This window comes from Bradyrhizobium sp. 40 (assembly GCF_023100925.1).
In the GTDB taxonomy this organism is placed as follows: domain Bacteria; phylum Pseudomonadota; class Alphaproteobacteria; order Rhizobiales; family Xanthobacteraceae; genus Bradyrhizobium.
In genome coordinates, this window is sequence record NZ_CP064688.1 from 1,391,708 (window position 1) to 1,409,808 (window position 18,101).

An 18,101-nucleotide genomic window follows, 5' to 3' on the forward strand; every position below is an offset into this window, starting at 1 on the left:
CCACGTCTTGCAAGAAGTGGTAAGGATTCGTGGATGCCCGGGACAAGCCCGGGCATGACGAGGGAACTGCGGGATACGCCATGAGACTGCCGCGCGAGATCGGACCCATCCACTTCGTCGGGATCGGCGGGATCGGCATGAGCGGCATCGCCGAGGTGCTGCTCAATCTCGGCTATTCCGTGCAGGGCTCGGACGCCTCCGACAATTACAATCTCGACCGTCTGCGCAAGAACGGCGCGAAGGTCTCGGTCGGCCACAAGGCGGAGAACGTCGACGGTGCCGAGGTCGTCGTGGTCTCCACCGCGATCAAGCGTGACAATCCGGAACTGACGGCGGCGCGCGAACGGCGTATCCCGGTGGTGCGCCGCGCCGAGATGCTGGCCGAACTGATGCGGCTGAAGAGCTGCGTCGCCATCGCCGGCACGCACGGCAAGACCACCACAACCACGATGGTCGCGACGCTGCTCGACGCCGGCGGCCTCGATCCCACCGTCATCAACGGGGGCATCATCAACGCCTATGGCTCGAACGCGCGTCTCGGTGCGGGTGACTGGATGGTGGTCGAAGCCGACGAGAGCGACGGCACGTTCCTGAAGCTGCCGACCGAGGTCGCGATCGTCACCAATGTCGATCCCGAGCATCTCGATCACTTCAAGACCTTCGAAGCGGTGCAGGACGCGTTCCGCCATTTCGTCGAGAACCTGCCGTTCTATGGCTTCGCCGTGATGTGCATCGATCATCCCGTGGTGCAGACTCTTGTCGGCAAGATCGAGGATCGGCGCATCATCACCTATGGCGAGAATCCGCAGGCCGATGTGCGCTTCGTCGACCTGGCCCCGACGGGCGGCGGATCGAAGTTCAAGGTTGCGTTCCGCGATCGCAAGACGGGCGCCGTGCACGAGATTGCCGATCTCATGCTGCCGATGCCGGGGCGCCACAATGCCTCCAACGCGACGGCCGCGATTGCGGTCGCGCGCGAGCTCGGCGTCTCGGACGAGGCGATCCGCAAGGGGATCGCCGGCTTCGGCGGCGTCAAGCGCCGCTTCACCAAGACCGGCGAGTGGAACGGCGTTACCGTCATCGACGATTACGGCCATCATCCGGTCGAGATCGCGGCGGTGCTGAAGGCGGCGCGGGAATCCACCAACGGCAAGATCGTCGCCGTCGTGCAGCCGCATCGCTATACCCGCCTGCAGTCGCTGTTCGAGGAATTCTGCACCTGTTTCAACGACGCCGATGCGGTGATCGTCGCCGAGGTCTATGCCGCAGGCGAGACGCCGATCGAGGGCATCGACCGCGACCATTTCGCCGCCGGCCTGCGCGCCCACGGCCACCGCGAAGTGATCCCGCTGCCGGCGGCGTCCGATCTCGCCGGCATCGTCAAGGGCGTGGCGAAGTCGGGCGATCTCGTCGTGTGCCTGGGCGCCGGCAACATCACGCAATGGGCGTATGCCTTGCCGGATGAGTTGAAGGCGCTGGGGTAGGGCAGTGAGCTTCCCCGACATCACACCCGACCTCAAAGCCGCGATGCCGGATCTTCGCGGCCGGCTGCTGGCGAACCAATCGCTCGCCGAGCTCACCTGGTTTCGTGTCGGTGGTCCCGCGCAGGTGTTGTTCACGCCGGCGGACGAGGACGATCTCGCTTATTTCCTCGCGCATCTCGCAAGCGACATTCCCGTCTATGTCGTCGGTGTCGGCTCCAACCTGATCGTGCGCGACGGCGGCATTGCGGGCGTGGTGGTTCGTCTGGCGCCGCGCGCTTTTGGCGAGGCGAGCGCGAGCGGCGATGCCGTCACCGCAGGCGCAGCAGCGCTCGACAAGCGCGTGGCGGAAGTCGCCGCGGGCGCGAACATCGGGGGGCTCGAATTCTACTTCGGCATTCCCGGCACGATCGGCGGCGCGCTGCGCATGAACGCGGGCGCCAACGGCGGCGAGACCAGGGACGTGTTGATCGAGGCGCGAGGCGTCGGGCGCGACGGCAAGAAGCACGTCTTCTCCAATGCCGACATGAAGTTCGTCTACCGCAACAGCGGCGTCGATCCCTCCATCATCTTCACCTCCGCGCGTTTCCGTGGCGAGATCAGGGATGCCGACGCAATCCGCGCGCGCATGGCGGAAGTGCAGAGCCATCGCGAGACCGCGCAGCCGATCCGCGAAAAGACCGGCGGCTCGACCTTCAAGAACCCGCCCGGCCATTCCGCCTGGAAGCTGGTCGATGCCGCCGGCTGCCGCGGCCTGCGCGTCGGCGGTGCAGAAGTCTCTGAGATGCACTGCAATTTCCTGATCAACACGGGCAATGCCACCGCGCACGATATCGAGGCGCTGGGCGAGACCGTTCGTGAACGGGTGAAGACGAATTCCGGAATTGAGCTACACTGGGAAATCAAGCGGATCGGAATTCCCGGCTAATCTGGACAAGCGACGAGAGAACATGCGCATCACCATCCTCTTCGGCGGCTCCAACCGCGAACGTCTGGTTTCGGTCGCCTCAGCCCAGGCGCTGCATCAGGCGCTGCCCGAGGCCGATCTCTGGTGGTGGGACGTTGAGGACAAGGTGCATGTCGTGCAGTCCAGACAGCTGCTCGAACATGCCCGCCCGTTCGAGGACGAGTTCAAGCCGGGCACGTCAGGCATTCCGTTGGAGCAGGCGCTCGACCAGGCTAGGGCGGAGAACCGGGTGCTGGTGCTCGGCCTGCACGGCGGGCGCGCCGAGAACGGCGAATTGCAGGTGATGTGCGAGGCGCGCGGCGTGCCGTTCACCGGATCGGGCTCGGCCTCCTCGCACCTCGCGTTCGACAAGTTCGCGGCCAAGCATTTCGCCGCGCTCGGCGGCGTGACGCCGCCGGCCAACATTGCGCTGGACCAGATCGACGAGGCCTTCGCGGAATACGGCCGGCTGATCGCAAAGCCCGCCAGGGATGGCTCGAGCTACGGCCTGATCTTCGTCAACGCCAGGCAGGATCTGGTCGCCGTCCGCAATGCCGCCAAGCACGAAGAGTACGTGATCGAGCCCTACATCGCCGGCGTCGAGGCGACCTGCGGCGTGCTGGAGCGGCCGGATGGCTCGATCATCTCGCTGCCGCCGATCGAGATCATCCCGGGCGAGGGCAGTTTCGACTACGCGGCGAAATATCTTTTGAAGTCGACCCAGGAGATCTGTCCAGGCCGCTTCACGGCGGAGATCACCGCCGCACTGAAGCAGCAGGCGATGCTGGCGCACCGGGCGATGTCCTGTACCGGCTATTCGCGTTCGGACTTCATCGTCTCGGACAAGGGGCTGGTCTATCTCGAAACCAACACGCTACCCGGCCTGACCAAGTCCTCGCTCTACCCCAAGGCGCTGAAGGCCGAGGGCATCGCGTTCGTCGAGTTCCTGCGCGGCCTGGTCGAGCTCGCCGTGGCCGGTGTGCGAAAATAATTAGGACTGGTTAACGGCCGAACTGGCGAAACGGCCGGTTTTGGAACCCAAAACCGGTAAAATGCCGGATATTGCGGCATAAATGCCTCACAGGCCTGGGCAAAACGCTCACGTCGTTAACGAACTTTACCTTTTGTTTACCAGGACGTCCGAAGGTTAACGCTGGCGGCGCATATGACGCTTTGGCTGCCGGCGCGTGGACCGTTGCGGGTGTTGTCACTCCCAGCGAACGCTCTGAAGGGGAGAGGTTTTCTTCTGCTGAAGACCAGCACCCGGCCCGGCAAGTCCGAGACGTCATGTTCGCCAGGACCCGCGCGATGTCGCGGGCAAACTGTTGACGAGCTCGTGCAATGGATGGAGCAGGAAGCCTCACTCGGTCGCTTTTCAGATCGCTGAGGCCCCAAGCTGACCTGAAGGCGGCCGCTATCGGAGCGGTCGTGCTTCTGCGCGAGTGGGTGCAGGACAAGCGTCTGGAACGAGTTCACGGCGCGCGTGCTGCGGCCAACGAAAAGATTAAAACCAAAGCCCGGGCCAAAGCCATCATCGAGCGCGAGCCGACGCCGCGGTTGGTCGCGCTGGTCGAGCGCTATCTGCCGCGCCGGGTCGGGATCAGCATGACGGTGCTGCTCCTGATCGGAAGCTGCGGCTTCGGTATCGTCAAGGGCGGCCATCTCCAGGATTTCATCACGGCGGTCAACGACACCCGCAACGCGCTGGCCAATTCCGCCGGCTTCCGCATCACCTCCGTCGTGATCAACGGCCGCAAGCAGCTCAGCCAGGACGAGATCCTCGCGATCGGCGGCGTCAGCGGCCGATCCTCGCTGCTGTTCCTCGACGCCGACGCCGTGCGCGACAAGCTCAAGGCCAATCCCTGGATCGCGGACGCGACCGTGCTGAAGCTCTATCCGGGCCAGCTCATGATCGAGCTCACCGAGCGCAAGGCTTTCGCGCTGTGGCAGGAGGCCGGCCGGCTCTCCGTCATCGCCGACGACGGCGCCGTGCTCGAACCCTATGTCTCTCGCCGGTTCCTGTCGCTGCCGCTCGTGGTCGGCAAGGGCGCCGATACGCAGGCCCGCGATTTCCTCGCTTTGCTGGCGCGCTATCCGCAGGTCAATTCGATCACAAAGGCCGCGATCTTCGTCGGGGAGCGGCGCTGGAACCTCAGGCTCAAGGACGGCCTCGACATCCGCCTGCCCGAGCAGGACGTCGGCAACGCGCTTGCGATGCTGTCCAGGCTCGACAAGGAGGACAGGCTGTTCTCCCGCGACATCGTCGCGGTCGACCTGCGCCTGCCCGATCGGTTGGTGGTGCAGCTGTCCGAGGACGCCGCCAAGGCGCGCGACGATTTGTTCAAGGACAAGAAGAAGAAAAAGGCCGGGGACGCTGCATGACCGGTCTTGATCGCACCCAGACACCGAAGACACGCCCGATGCCGCACAAGCGCGGCGGCCTCGTCGCCTGCCTCGACATCGGCACCAGCAAGATCGCCTGCATGATCGCGCGGCTGAAGCCGTCGGCGCCGAGCGAAGCCCTGCGCGACCGGACCCATGCGGTGGAGCTGATCGGCTACAGCCAGATCCAGTCCCGCGGCATGAAGGCCGGCGCCGTGATTGATCTCGGCGAATGCGAGCAGGCGGTACGACAGGCCGTCGGGCTTGCGGAGAAAATGGCCAAGGTGCGGGTCGAGTCCGTGCTGCTGTCGGTCTCCGGCGGTCGGCTCTCCGGTCAGCTGGTCGAAGCTGCGGCCGACATCCGCGGCGGCGCCGTGACGCCGGCCGATGTCAGCCGCGTCACCTCCACCGGCATGCGCCACGCCACCGGCGAAGGCCGCACCGTGCTGCACGCGCTGCCGGTCGGCTACACGCTCGACGGCGTCAAGGGCATCCGCGATCCCCGCGGCATGGTCGCGCATCAGTTCGGCATCGACATGAACGTCGTCACCTGCGACGCCACGGTGGCGCGGAACCTGATGCTGGCGGTCGAACGCTGCCACATCAACGTCGAAGCCATGGCGGCAAGCCCCTATGTGGCCGGCCTGTCGGTGCTGACCGACGACGAGGCCGATCTCGGCGCTGCCGTGGTCGAGATGGGCGCGGGCACCACCACGATCGCGGTCTTTTCCGGCGGTCGCTTCGTGCATGCCGCCGGTTTTGCGGTCGGCGGGCAACACATCACGATGGATCTGGCGCGCGGGCTCTCCGCGACCATTGCCGATGCCGAGCGAATCAAGACGTTATACGGGACCGTCATCACCGGCGGATCGGACTCGCGTGAGCTGATGTCTGTACCGACAGCCGGTGACGAGCAGGATCTGCCGCAGATCGTCTCCCGCGCTACCATCGCCAACATCGTCAAGCATCGTGCCGAGGAAGTCTTCGAAATGGTTCGGGACAAGCTGAAGGATTCGCCCTTCGCCTCGGAGCCCAACGGCCGCGTCGTGCTCTCGGGCGGGGCTTCGCAGCTCACCGGTCTGGTCGAGCTCGGAACGCAGATTCTCGGCCGGCCCGTGCGGGTCGGACGTCCGCTCGGTTTCGGCCGGCTGCCCAACGAGGCGAAGAACGCCGCCTTTGCGGTGCCGGCCGGACTGCTCGTCTACCCGCAATATGTTCACCACGAACATGTCGAACCGCGGCATACGCGGCAGCAGGTCAGGACGGGGACCGGCGGGTATTTCGGAAAGGTCGGACGATGGCTACGCGAGGGCTTCTGATGACTCCTTCCCGCAATATTCGATTTTCACCAACTCCCGCGGCCGCCGGCCGGGGCGAACCCACGCGCGCGTGATCGAGAGGCAAACATGACCATCAGCATCAATGTTCCTGATATTCACGAACTGAAGCCCCGCATCACCGTGTTCGGCGTCGGCGGCGCCGGTGGTAACGCCGTCAACAACATGATCACGGCGGGCCTCCAGGGCGTCGACTTCGTGGTCGCCAACACCGACGCGCAGGCGCTGACGATGTCGAAGGCGCAGCGCATCGTGCAGATGGGCACGGCCGCCACGCAAGGGTTGGGCGCAGGTTCGCAGCCGGTCGTCGGCGCGGCCGCAGCCGAAGAAGTGATGGACGAACTCCGCGACCATCTCTCGGGCGCCAACATGGTGTTCGTCACCGCCGGCATGGGCGGCGGCACCGGCACCGGTGCGGCTCCCGTGATCGCCAAGATCGCGCGCGAGATGGGCATTCTCACCGTGGGCGTCGTGACCAAGCCCTTCCACTTCGAAGGCGGCCGCCGCATGCGCACCGCGGAAGCGGGCATCAACGAGCTGCACAAGGTCGTCGATACGCTGCTGATCATCCCGAACCAGAACCTGTTCCGGGTCGCGAACGAGAAGACCACCTTCGCCGACGCTTTCGCGATGGCCGACCAGGTGCTCTATTCGGGCGTTGCCTGCATCACCGACCTGATGGTCAAGGAAGGCCTGATCAATCTCGACTTCGCCGACGTTCGCGCCGTCATGCGCGAGATGGGCAAGGCGATGATGGGCACGGGCGAAGCCTCCGGCGACAAGCGCGCGCTGACCGCCGCCGAAGCCGCGATCGCCAACCCGCTGATCGACGATAGCTCGATGAAGGGCGCCAAGGGCCTCCTGATCTCCATCACCGGCGGCAAGGATCTCACGCTGTTCGAGGTCGACGAAGCTGCGACCCGCATCCGCGAGGAAGTCGACCAGGACGCCAACATCATCGTCGGCGCCACCTTCGACGAAGCCCTCGACGGCCTGATCCGCGTCTCGGTCGTCGCCACCGGCATCGAGCAGGCCGCGATCGCGCGTAACAGCCAGGCCACCAGCGCTCCCGTGGCGAATCCTGCTCCGCAGGCGCAGCAGGCTCCCGCTGCTCCGGCCGCGGCTGCCGAGAGCCGTCTTGCCGATTTGACCGCACGGCTGCGCGCCGACAATCAGCGCATGGCCGAGCGCGCCCAGAAGTTCGAAGGGCAGACCCCGGCCGCAGGAACGGGCCAGTTTGCCGCCGCTCCCACGGCTCCGCGTCCGAACGTGGAGCGCGCTGCGCTTGCCGCCATCGCCGCCGCCGTTGCGGACGTCCCGCAGGCTCCCGCGCCGATGCAGACCTATGGCGACGTCACAGTGCGGCCGATCGCGCAGAAGCCCACGCTGTTCCCCGAGCCCGAGCAGGCGCCGATGGCCATGCATGAGCCGATGACGCCGGAAACCTTCATCCCGCCGCAGGCCGAGCGTGCGCCGGTCCGCACACCGCGGATGCCGCGGATCGAGGAACTTCCGATGCCCGCCCAGGCCGAGCTTCGCCAGGCCCGCGGCGAGGTCGAGGAGGAGACCCCGCAGAAGACCCGGCTGTCGCTGCTGCAGCGCCTCGCCAATGTCGGCCTCGGCCGTCGTGACGAGGAGAGCGAGGCGCCGATCGCGGCCCGCACCGCCGGTCCCGCGATGCCGCCGCTGCCCGATCGCCGGCCTCAGAAGACCGTGGCGCAGCAAATCGCTTCCACCGAGCCGGTGTCGGAGTATGCCCGTCGTCCCGCGCCGCAGGGCTTGGACATGCACGGCCGTCCCGCGCCTGTTGCCCCGGCGCCACAGGGAGACGACCATCTTGATATCCCGGCCTTCCTGCGGCGGCAGGCGACCTGAGGATTGTTACAATAAGGCAGACAAAAAGGGGTCCCGGCGGGAAGCTTGCCGGGACCTTTTCTTTTGCCCCGTGCGTATCCGGATTGCGTCGCCAAGCAACTGATTTTAAATAATTAATTACATATTCGATGGTTCAGTAAAACTACCGAAAACGGTCCCGAACTCCGGTCCAATTTGGTTAAGCCTTGGCACGAATACGGCGGGTTTGGGGTAACAATCGGTAAAAAAGCGTGAGTTGGCGCTGTTTGAGGCAGTGACTATGGTTTGCCGTGACTTGGGGATACGGATTCGGAAGCGAGCGGTCTGGGCCGCTCAGTCGGGTTCAGTATAAGTCGCAGTGGTCGTAGTGGGGCGGTTCCTGATGAAATTTAGCCGGCAAACAACGCTTCGTGCGCAAGCCAGTGTGGCAGGCGTCGGCGTTCATTCCGGTCTTCCCGTCACGCTCACGCTTGGACCCGCGCCTGTCGACGCGGGCTTTGTTTTTATCCGCACCGGGCTTGAGGGAAGTGACCGCGAAGTTCAGGCCACCGCCGAGCAGGTGATCGCGACCGATTTCGCCACCGTCCTCGGAGATCGCAACGGCCCGCTGGTTTCCACCGCCGAGCATGTGCTTGCTGCGCTGCGGGGCATGGGCGTCGACAACGCCATCATCGAGATCGACGGGCCGGAAGTGCCGATCATGGACGGCAGCGCGGCAGCCTTCGTTGCGGCGATCGACCAGGCCGGCATCGTGACCCAGCCGGCACAGCGCCGCTTCATCCAGGTTTTGAAGCCGATCTCGGTCAAGATCGGCGACTCCTTCGGCGAAATCAGGCCCTATGCTGACGGGTTCCGCGCCGAGGTCGAGATCGACTTCACCAATCCTGTCATCGGCCAGCAGAGCTACGCCTTCGACCTCAACCCGGAGCGTTTCCGCCGCGAAGTCGGTCGGGCCCGGACTTTCGGTCTGATGTGCGACGTCGCACGGCTCTGGAGCGCGGGGTATGCGCTCGGCGCCTCGTTCGACAACACCGTCGTGTTCGACGAGGAGCGGCTGCTCAACACCGAAGGCCTGCGCTACGCCGACGAATGCGCCCGCCACAAGGTGCTGGACGTGATTGGCGACCTCGCGCTGGCTGGTCTGCCGCTGCTTGGCGCCTACCGCTCGGTGCGTGGCGGCCACAAGCTCAACCACGCCGTCCTGACCGCGCTGCTCGCCGACCGTACAGCGTGGCGGGTGGTCGAGGGCGAGGCAGCCCGCCGTACCACGCGTCCGGTGGCTGAAACCGGTCGCGGCATCGTCGGCGGCCGGATCGCCGCGGTCTACGGGCCGGACGTTTCCTGAAGCGAGACGTTTCCTGAAGCGGACATTTCCTAAAGGAGAGACGGGCCTGAAGAGACCCGTCGCCGCAGGCGTTTGGCGGCGGCTTTCCCCGGGAAACTCCTGGTAACGATGATCGGCTAGGATTGCGGCGCGTTCGCCTTAATCCGGGCGGAATGCCTGCCTATCCGGTTGGTTGAAGATCGTTTTTCGGTTACACCGGCGTGGTCGCACGGCAGGCGCCACGGCTATATTTCGCGCCCAGGACGGGGTTCATGGGCTGGCGGACACCGCACCACAGGGCGTCAGGGCAATATTCATGTCGGCACAGCGTATGACGCGCGGATATCTCCAAGTCCCGTCTCGAGAAGTCTCGTCCCGAGAAGTCTCGTCTCGTGCCCGTGGGCTGATTCAGGTTGTCGCCCTCTTCGTGCTCGCGCTGCCGCTGGCCGGCTGCGGCACCGGCGCGCTGTGGGACAAGTTCACCGCCAAGGACGACACCTTCGTCGAGGAGCCCGCCGACAAGATCTACAATGAGGGCCTGTACCTCATGAACGAGAAGAAGGACATGAAGGCGGCGAACAAGAAGTTCGAAGAGGTCGACCGCCAGCATCCTTATTCCGACTGGGCCCGCAAATCATTGCTGATGTCGGCCTACGCGTCCTACCAGGGCGGCGACTATGACAATTGCATCGGCGCGGCCACCCGCTACGTCACGCTGCATCCCGGCAGCCCGGATGCGGCCTACGCGCAATATCTGATTGCCGCCTCGCATTACGACCAGATTCCGGACATCAGCCGCGACCAGACCCGCACCGAGAAGGCGATCGCCTCGCTGGAGGAGGTGGTTCGCAAATATCCGACCTCCGAATATGCGACCTCAGCCAAGGCCAAGATCGAAGGTGCGCGCGACCAGCTCGCCGGCAAGGAAATGAACGTCGGCCGCTATTACGCGCAGAAGCGCGACTACACGGCGGCGATCAACCGCTACAAGGCCGTGGTGACGCAGTACCAGACCACCCGCCATGTCGAAGAGGCGCTGTACCGCCTGACCGAGGCCTATATGGCGATCGGGATCGTCGGCGAGGCTCAGACCGCCGCCGCCGTGCTCGGGCATAATTTTCCTGACAGTCGCTGGTACAAGGACGCCTATAATCTTGTAAAATCGGGCGGTCTCGAACCGAGCGAGAATCAGGGGTCCTGGATTAGCAAGACCTTCAAGAAAATGGGTCTCGGCTAGGAAATAGAGTTCCATGCTGGCGCGTCTGTCGATCCGTGACATCGTCCTGATCGAACGGCTCGATATCGAATTCGCACCGGGCCTCGCGGTTTTGACCGGCGAGACCGGTGCGGGCAAATCCATCCTGCTCGATGCCTTTGCGTTGGCGCTCGGCGGCCGCGGCGATGCCGGCCTCGTGCGCCATGGGGCGGAGCAGGGGCAGGTCACTGCCGTATTCGATATCCCAAAAAACCATCCCGCGGCCAAAATCCTCGCGGAGAACGGGCTGGACGATACCGGCGAGATGATTCTCCGCCGGGTTCAACTCGCCGACGGCCGCACCCGCGCCTTCATCAACGACCAGGCGATCAGCGTGCAGACGCTGAAGGCGGTCGGGGCTGCCCTGGTCGAGATCCACGGCCAGCACGACGAGCGCGCGCTGGTCGATGCCGCCACCCACCGCCGCCTGCTCGACGCCTTCGCCGGTCTCGAAAAGGACGTCTCGGCGGTCGAGGCGCTCTGGGACGCCCGCCGCACCGCCAGCGCCGCGCTGGAGGAGCATCGTGCCGGCATGGAGCGCGCCGCACGCGAAGCCGATTACCTTCGCCACGCCTCCGACGAATTGAAGCAGCTCGCGCCCAAGGACGGCGAGGAGACCTCGCTGGCATCGAGGCGCACGACCATGATGCAGGGCGAGAAGATCGCCTCCGACCTGCGCGAGGCGCAGGAGGCGGTCGGTGGCCACCATTCGCCGGTCGCCTCGCTGTCGGCGGCCGTGCGCCGGCTGGAGCGTCGCGGCGTCAACTCGCCGGCGCTGGTCGAACCCGCGGTGAGGGCGATCGACATCGCGATCAACGCGCTGGAGGAGGCCGACCAGCATCTCCAGGCGGCGCTTGCGGCAACCGATTTTGATCCCTCGGAGCTCGAACGCATCGAGGAGCGCTTGTTCGCGTTGCGCGCCGCGTCGCGCAAATATTCGACGCCGGTCGACGGGCTCGCCGCGCTTGCTGCAAAATACGCCGCCGACGTCGTCCTGATCGATGCCGGCGCCTCCCGGCTGAAGAAGCTGGAGCAGGCTGCGATCGAGGCCGATGCGCGCTATGCGGCGGCCGCCAAGAAGCTGTCGATGGCGCGGCAGAAATCGGCGGAGAAGCTCAACAAGGCCGTCAATGCCGAGCTCGCGCCGCTCAAGCTCGAACGCGCCAAGTTCATGACCCAGGTCCAGACCGACGAGGCCGCTCCAGGCCCGCAAGGCTTCGACCGCGTCGAGTTCTGGGTGCAGACCAACCCGGGCACCAAGCCGGGGCCGATGATGAAGGTCGCCTCCGGCGGCGAGCTGTCGCGTTTCCTGCTGGCGCTGAAGGTGGTGCTGTCCGACCGCGGCTCGGCGCCGACCTTGGTGTTCGACGAGATCGACACCGGTGTCGGCGGCGCGGTCGCGGACGCGATCGGCGGACGGCTGGCGCGACTCGCCGGCAAGGTTCAGGTGATGGCCGTAACCCACGCCCCCCAGGTCGCCGCCCGTGCCGACCAGCATCTGCTGATCTCCAAGGACGCACTGGACAAGGGCAAGCGCGTCGCCACCCGCGTCAATGCACTCGCCGCCGACCACCGCCGCGAGGAGATCGCGCGGATGCTCGCCGGCGCCGAGATCACCGCCGAGGCGAGGGCTGCCGCGGACCGTCTGCTCAAGGCGGCGACGGCTTGATTTCGTGTCCCGGACGCGCGCAAGCGCCGGGGCCCTAAACGTTATGTCCGGGGTACGAAACTGTAACCGCCTTTACCCTCCCGCCCGCTCCATCGTATCCAAGCACCATGGCCAGAGCAGCAAAATCGAAACCAGCACCGCTTCGCGACGTCGCCGACCTCACCAAAGCGCAGGCCAAGGTCGAGCACATGCGGCTCGCGCTCGAGATCGAGGGGCACAACGAGCGCTACTACCAGGACGACGCGCCCACCGTCACCGATGCCGAGTATGACGCGCTGCGCCAGCGCTTCAACGCGATCGAGAAGCGCTTTCCGGAATTCGTCAGCGCGGACTCGCCGTCGCAGAAAGTCGGTGCTGCACCATCAGGCCGCTTCAAGAAGGTGCGGCATGCCGTCCCCATGCTGTCGCTCGACAATGCCTTTGCGGAAGAGGGTCTGCGCGACTTCGTCGGCCGCATCGTGCGGTTCCTGAAGCTCGACGACGACAGAATCGATTTCTCGGCCGAGCCGAAGATCGACGGCCTCTCGATGTCGCTGCGCTATGAGGGCGGTGAGCTCGTCACCGCCGCGACCCGCGGCGACGGCGCGGTCGGCGAGGACGTCACCGCCAATATCCGCACCCTCGAAGACGTGCCGCAAAAGCTGAAGGGCCGCAACGTCCCCGATATCTGCGAGGTGCGCGGCGAGGTCTACATGACCAAGAAGGCCTTCCTCGCGCTCAACGAGCGGCAGAAGGCCGAAGGCAGCACCATCTTCGCCAATCCGCGCAACTCGGCCGCGGGTTCGCTCCGGCAGAAGGACCCGACCATCACCGCCTCGCGTCCCCTCGGCTTCTTCGCCTATGCCTGGGGCGAGATGAGCGCGATGCCGGAGGGCACGCAGAGCGGCATGATCCATTGGTTCGAGCGCTGCGGCTTCAGGACCAACCCGCTGACCAAGCTCTGTCACTCCGTCGAGGAACTGCTGGCGTTTCATCGTGCGATCGAGGAACAGCGCGCAAAACTCGACTACGACATCGACGGCGTCGTCTACAAGGTCGACCGCATCGACTGGCAGGAACGGCTCGGCTTCGTCTCGCGCACGCCGCGCTGGGGCATCGCCCATAAATTCCCCGCCGAGCGCGCCACGACGGTGTTGCGCGACATCGAGATCCAGGTCGGCCGCACCGGCTCGTTCACGCCGGTGGGCAAGCTCGAACCGGTCGGCGTCGGCGGCGTGATCGTGCAGAACGTCACGCTGCACAACGAGGATTACATCAAGGGTATCGGCAACAAGGGCGAGGTGTTGCGCGAGGGCCGCGACATCAGGATCGGCGACACCGTCGTGATCCAGCGTGCCGGCGATGTCATCCCGCAGGTGGTCGACGTCGTCCTCGACAAGCGGCCGAAGGCTGCCAGGGAATTCCAGTTTCCGAAGAAGTGCCCGTGCCCGTTGCACACCGATGTCACGCGCGAGGAGACGGCGGCGGGCGAAGAGGGCTCACGCGCTCGCTGCACCGGTGAGTTCGCCTGCCCCTACCAGAAGATCGAGCATTTGAAGCTGTTCGTGTCGCGGCGCGCCTTCGACATCGACGGCCTTGGCGAGAAGCAGCTCCAGTACTTCTTCGACGAGGGTTTTGTGAAGGAGCCAGCCGACATCTTCACGCTGGAAAAGCGCAACGCAAAACTCAAATTGGAGGACATCGAGGGTTACGGCGCAACCTCGGTGCGCAATTTGTTCGGCGCGATCGAGAGCCGTCGCAAGATTGCACTGGAGCGCTTCATCTACGCGCTTGGCATGCGCCATGTCGGCGAGACCACGGCGCTGGCGCTGGCACGCGGCTACGGCTCCTGGGACGCCTTCCACGACGCCAGCCTCAAGGTTGCCAAGGGCGACGAGGAGGCAATGGCCGAGATGGATGCGCTCGACCAGATCGGCGAGACCGTGATCAAGAGCATCGCCGATTATTTCGGCGAGAGCCACAATCGCGGCATCGTCGAGCGGCTGACGAAGGAGGTCGAGATCATCGACGCCGAGAAGCCGAAGAGCAACTCCGCCGTCGCCGGCAAGACCGTGGTGTTCACGGGCTCGCTGGAGAAGATGACGCGCGACGAGGCCAAGGCCACCGCTGAGCGGCTAGGCGCAAAAGTGTCCGGCTCGGTGTCCAAGAAAACCGATCTCGTCGTCGCCGGCCCCGGCGCGGGTTCGAAGCTCGCGGAAGCCAACAAGCATGGCGTCAAGGTGCTGACCGAGGACGAGTGGCTGACGCTGATCGGGGAGTGAGGGCTTCTTTCGTCATTGCGAGCGAAGCGAAGCAATCCAGAATCTTTCCGCGGGTCGCAGTCTGGATTGCTTCGCTTCGCTCGCAATGACGGAGGACGCGGCGTGCCATCCCTCACATCATCCCGCTCTCTTCCTCTTCCGCCTGCTCGATCAGCGTCTCGTTCACCATGACCTCGCGGCGGGGGACGACGAAGATCATCGTGCAGGCGCACAGCAGGGAGATCGCCAGCACTGCGGCGGTGAGCGGCAGCGTGGTCGCGGAATGGCCGCCGAGATAGGCGCCGAATTGCGACATCAGCGCGCCGATGCCCTGCTGGAGAAAGCCCATCGCACCTGATGCGGTGCCGGCGGCCTCGGGACGGACGCTGATGGCGCCGGCGGCCGAGTTCGCCATCACGAAGGCATTGCCGACCATCACGATCATCTGCGTGCCGAACAGCCAGGCGGGTGCCTCGTTCCAGCCGGTGAAACTCCACAGCAGGTTCAACAGGCTGCCGCAAAGCTGGAGCGCGAGGCCGAACCAGATCAACTTCTCCAGCGAGTGCCGCGGCGCAAAGCGCACGCAGAGCAGATTGCCGACGAGATAGGCAAAACCCGTCGTCGCGAACCACGCGCCGTATTCGGCGCTGGTCCTGCCCATCTGCGTCACCACGATATAGGGGCCGCCGCCGGCGAAGGTGAAGATGATCTGCGACGCCAGCACCTGGCACATCACGTAGCCGACGAAGGCGCGGTTGCGGATCAGGATGCCGACATCGCCGCGAAAGCCGCTGCCGGCGGCGCGGTCTCGGCGCGTCTCGGGCAGCGCGAATGCGATGCCGACGGCGACGATGATCGCGGCGACGGTGATGGCGTAGAAGATCGCGCGCCAGCCGAATGCTGTCTCGATCAGGCCGCCGGTGAGCGGGGAGACCATCTGCCCGATCATCAGCGCCGCGACCACGAGGCTGATCATCGAGGCGACGCGATCGCGCTGGTAGATGTCGCGGATGATGGCGCGGCTCACCACCATGCCGGCGGCGCCGCCCAGCGCCTGGAAGAAGCGCGCGGCGATCAGCTGCGGCAGGGTTTCCGCGAAGATACAGGCGACGCTGGCGACGACCATCAGCGCCAGGCCTCCAAGCAGCACCGGGCGCCGCCCGAAACGGTCCGACAGCGGGCCCATGATGAGTTGCGACAGCGCGATGCCGACCATGTACAGCGACACCGTCATCTGCGCGACCGAGATGTCGCTGCCAAAGGTCGTCGCCAGCACCGGTAGCGCCGGAACCAGCATGTAAAGCGAGATCGGCGCGATGCCAGTCATGACGACGAGCAGCAGCAACACCACGCGCGAGGTCGCGATGTTTTTCGCCGTTTCCGGCGGCTTGCTTATCATGCCGTGCATGCCTGACCGTCTCATAGAAATTCGAATCTGACTGTAGCGCTCTCGCGCAAGACGGATATCGGCGTTTCGGAATGCGGCTATACGGATTCCGGGACGGTGATAATGGCGGCGCGATGATGATGAATTGGGCGCGTTGCTCGTGCCGCGTGACAGGTGTCATTCCCCGCGGAGGCGGGGAATCCAGTATTCCAGAGGCTGCAGTGATTGAATCGAGAGGCCGCGGCGTACTGGATGCCCTGCCTTCGCGGAGCATGACAGCTGTGGTGGAGAGACAGCCTTGCACAAAACACGTAGTGCCATGCGACGTCGCGACGACGCGCTTACGCCTTCAGCTCCGCCGTGGCCTGGTCCAGCCACGCCTTCGTCGTCTCATCCAGGACCGGCCGCACCTCGGCCCTGACGCGCGCGTGGTAGGCGTTGAGCCAGTCGAGCTCGTCTTTGCTGAGCATGCCGACATCGATCAGCCGGCGGTCGATCGGTGCCAGGGTCAGCGTCTCGAAGGCGTTCATCGATTTTTCCGCGCCCTTGATGTCGGCAGCGACCACCAGTTCCAGGTTCTCGATGCGGATGCCGAAACCCTCGGTCTTGTAGTAGCCGGGCTCGTTGGACAGGATCATGCCTCGCTTCAGCGGCGTGGTGCCGAGCTTCGATATCCGTGCCGGTCCTTCGTGCACCGAGAGATAGCTGCCGACGCCGTGGCCGGTGCCATGCTCGAAATCGACGCCGGCGGCCCAGAGATATTGCCGTGCCAGTGTGTCGAGTTGCGCGCCGGTCGCGCCGTCGGGAAAGATCGCGCGGGCGATTGCGATGTGGCCGCGCAGCACACGCGTGAAGCGGTCGCGCATCTCATCGGTCGGCTCGCCCACGGCCATGGTGCGGGTGACGTCGGTGGTGCCGTCTTCGTATTGTGCACCTGAATCGATCAGCAGCAGATCGCCGGGCACGATCCGCCGGTTGCTCTTGCGGGTGACGCGGTAGTGCACGATGGCGCCATTCGGGCCGGTGCCCGATATGGTCGGGAACGACACATCCTTGAGCGCGCCGGTATCGCGGCGGAACGTCTCCAGCGCCTCGACCGCGTCGATCTCGGTGAGCTTGCCGCTTGCCGCCTCGCGGTCGATGAAGGCGAGGAAGCGCGCCAACGCCACGGCGTCGCGCCGGTGCGCGGTTTGCGTGCCCTTGATCTCGGTCGTGTTCTTGACCGCCTTGAGCAGCGCGATCGGATCGCTGCCGCGCACCGGCTTGCCACCGGCACCCGTGATCAGCCGGCTGAGGGCATCGGCCGCGGTCGCATTGTCGAGCGCGATCGATCCACCGCTCTTGGCGAGCGCCATCAGCGTCGGCGCCATCGCATCGGGCTCGCGCACGTCGGCGGACTGCTCGAGATGGTCGCGGGTCAGATTGGAGAGCTTGCGGTGATCGATGAAGATGGTGGGACGGCCGTCCTTCGGCACCAGCGCGTAGGACAGCGGCAGCGGCGTATGCGCGACGTCGGCGCCGCGGATGTTGAAGGTCCAGGCCACAGCATGGCTGTCGGACAGCACCAACGCATCGACGCCGAGCTTGCCGATCTCGCTCCTGATCTGTGTCAGCTTCTCGGCTTCAGTCACGCCGGCATGTTGCGTCCCGTGCACCGTGACCGGCGCAATCGGCGGCTGTGGCCGGTCTTGCCAGATCGCATCGACCGGATTGCTGTCGACGGCGACCAGCTCGGCACCGGCCTTGGTGCAGGCGGCGGACAAACGCTCGGCTGCCGCAAAAGTGTGCAGCCACGGATCAAATCCTAGGCGGTCGCCGGCCTTCAGGTGTGCCGACATCCAGCTTTCCGGCGGGGGATCGATCAGAGATTCCACGGCCCAGGCCCTTGAATCGACCTGCTTGGCCGCCTGGATCGTGTAGCGGCCATCGACGAACACCGCGGCCTCGTGCGTCAGCACCACCGCCAGTCCCGCCGAGCCGGTAAAACCGGTCAGCCAGGCCAGACGCTCTTCCGACGGCGGCACATACTCATTCTGCTGCTGGTCGGCGCGTGGAATCACGAAACCGGTCAGCTTGCGGCGGGCGAGTTCTTCACGGAGTGCGGCCAACCGGGCCGTCAATGCGACGCCCGCCTCGGGCTCCTCGAATGTCTGGAAGTGCGCTTCGAACATGGTGGATCACTTTATGATCATGCGGATCAGTCCGCAATGTAGACGCATTTGAGGT

12 protein-coding genes are annotated in these 18,101 nt (G+C 65.3%); 10 read left to right on the plus strand and 2 right to left on the minus strand.

What is annotated here, in order from left to right:
- Positions 1–80 precede the first annotated feature (80 nt).
- From murC to ligA, 10 genes are all read left to right on the plus strand, one after another.
- Complete coding sequence (murC, locus tag IVB40_RS06555; protein ID WP_247818409.1) at positions 81–1,484, plus strand: UDP-N-acetylmuramate--L-alanine ligase; 1,404 nt, start codon at positions 81–83, stop codon at positions 1,482–1,484.
- 4 nt (positions 1,485–1,488) lie between these two features.
- Positions 1,489–2,409, plus strand: coding sequence for a UDP-N-acetylmuramate dehydrogenase (gene murB, locus IVB40_RS06560; protein ID WP_247818410.1), 921 nt, complete (start codon positions 1,489–1,491; stop codon positions 2,407–2,409).
- 22 nt (positions 2,410–2,431) lie between these two features.
- A complete protein-coding gene (locus IVB40_RS06565; RefSeq protein ID WP_247288006.1) occupies positions 2,432–3,418 on the plus strand; it encodes a D-alanine--D-alanine ligase in 987 nt (328 codons plus the stop codon).
- Between the two features lie 350 nt (positions 3,419–3,768).
- A complete protein-coding gene (locus IVB40_RS06570; RefSeq protein WP_027570707.1) occupies positions 3,769–4,809 on the plus strand; it encodes a cell division protein FtsQ/DivIB in 1,041 nt (346 codons plus the stop codon).
- Positions 4,806–6,128 (plus strand): cell division protein FtsA, encoded by a 1,323-nt coding sequence (gene ftsA / locus IVB40_RS06575; RefSeq protein ID WP_007613530.1) that lies wholly within the window; start codon positions 4,806–4,808, stop codon positions 6,126–6,128. The genes IVB40_RS06570 and ftsA overlap by 4 nt, the downstream gene beginning before the upstream one ends.
- 87 nt (positions 6,129–6,215) lie before the next feature.
- On the plus strand, positions 6,216–8,021 hold the full coding sequence (ftsZ, locus tag IVB40_RS06580) for a cell division protein FtsZ (RefSeq protein ID WP_027570708.1): 1,806 nt from the start codon (positions 6,216–6,218) through the stop codon (positions 8,019–8,021).
- Between the two features lie 361 nt (positions 8,022–8,382).
- Entirely contained in the window at positions 8,383–9,345 is a 963-nt protein-coding gene (lpxC, locus tag IVB40_RS06585) for a UDP-3-O-acyl-N-acetylglucosamine deacetylase (protein WP_026232696.1), read from the plus strand.
- A 295-nt stretch (positions 9,346–9,640) separates the two neighbouring features.
- On the plus strand, positions 9,641–10,561 hold the full coding sequence (locus tag IVB40_RS06590) for an outer membrane protein assembly factor BamD (protein ID WP_027570709.1): 921 nt from the start codon (positions 9,641–9,643) through the stop codon (positions 10,559–10,561).
- A 13-nt stretch (positions 10,562–10,574) separates the two neighbouring features.
- Positions 10,575–12,248 (plus strand): DNA repair protein RecN, encoded by a 1,674-nt coding sequence (gene recN / locus IVB40_RS06595; RefSeq protein ID WP_247818411.1) that lies wholly within the window; start codon positions 10,575–10,577, stop codon positions 12,246–12,248.
- 107 nt (positions 12,249–12,355) lie between these two features.
- Entirely contained in the window at positions 12,356–14,509 is a 2,154-nt protein-coding gene (gene ligA, locus IVB40_RS06600; protein ID WP_247818412.1) for an NAD-dependent DNA ligase LigA, read from the plus strand.
- 112 nt (positions 14,510–14,621) lie between these two features.
- Here ligA and IVB40_RS06605 read toward each other — a convergent pair whose 3' ends face one another.
- Both IVB40_RS06605 and IVB40_RS06610 read right to left on the minus strand, forming a co-directional pair.
- Positions 14,622–15,896: a multidrug effflux MFS transporter gene (locus IVB40_RS06605; RefSeq protein WP_247818413.1), complete on the minus strand. Its 1,275-nt coding sequence runs from the start codon at positions 15,894–15,896 to the stop codon at positions 14,622–14,624.
- A 320-nt stretch (positions 15,897–16,216) separates the two neighbouring features.
- Complete coding sequence (locus tag IVB40_RS06610) at positions 16,217–18,046, minus strand: aminopeptidase P family protein (RefSeq protein ID WP_247818414.1); 1,830 nt, start codon at positions 18,044–18,046, stop codon at positions 16,217–16,219.
- Positions 18,047–18,101 lie beyond the last annotated feature (55 nt).

What these genes read in the sequence shown, in the direction of transcription:
- murC (WP_247818409.1), top strand. Translation starts at nt 81, where the DNA reads ATGAGACTGCCGCGCGAGATCGGACCCATCCACTTCGTCGGGATCGGC.
- IVB40_RS06565 (WP_247288006.1), top strand. Translation starts at nt 2,432, where the DNA reads ATGCGCATCACCATCCTCTTCGGCGGCTCCAACCGCGAACGTCTGGTT.
- IVB40_RS06570 (WP_027570707.1), top strand. Translation starts at nt 3,769, where the DNA reads ATGGATGGAGCAGGAAGCCTCACTCGGTCGCTTTTCAGATCGCTGAGG.
- ftsA (WP_007613530.1), top strand. Translation starts at nt 4,806, where the DNA reads ATGACCGGTCTTGATCGCACCCAGACACCGAAGACACGCCCGATGCCG.
- ftsZ (WP_027570708.1), top strand. Translation starts at nt 6,216, where the DNA reads ATGACCATCAGCATCAATGTTCCTGATATTCACGAACTGAAGCCCCGC.
- lpxC (WP_026232696.1), top strand. Translation starts at nt 8,383, where the DNA reads ATGAAATTTAGCCGGCAAACAACGCTTCGTGCGCAAGCCAGTGTGGCA.
- IVB40_RS06590 (WP_027570709.1), top strand. Translation starts at nt 9,641, where the DNA reads ATGTCGGCACAGCGTATGACGCGCGGATATCTCCAAGTCCCGTCTCGA.
- recN (WP_247818411.1), top strand. Translation starts at nt 10,575, where the DNA reads ATGCTGGCGCGTCTGTCGATCCGTGACATCGTCCTGATCGAACGGCTC.
- ligA (WP_247818412.1), top strand. Translation starts at nt 12,356, where the DNA reads ATGGCCAGAGCAGCAAAATCGAAACCAGCACCGCTTCGCGACGTCGCC.
- IVB40_RS06605 (WP_247818413.1), bottom strand. Translation starts at nt 15,896, where the DNA reads ATGCACGGCATGATAAGCAAGCCGCCGGAAACGGCGAAAAACATCGCG.
- IVB40_RS06610 (WP_247818414.1), bottom strand. Translation starts at nt 18,046, where the DNA reads ATGTTCGAAGCGCACTTCCAGACATTCGAGGAGCCCGAGGCGGGCGTC.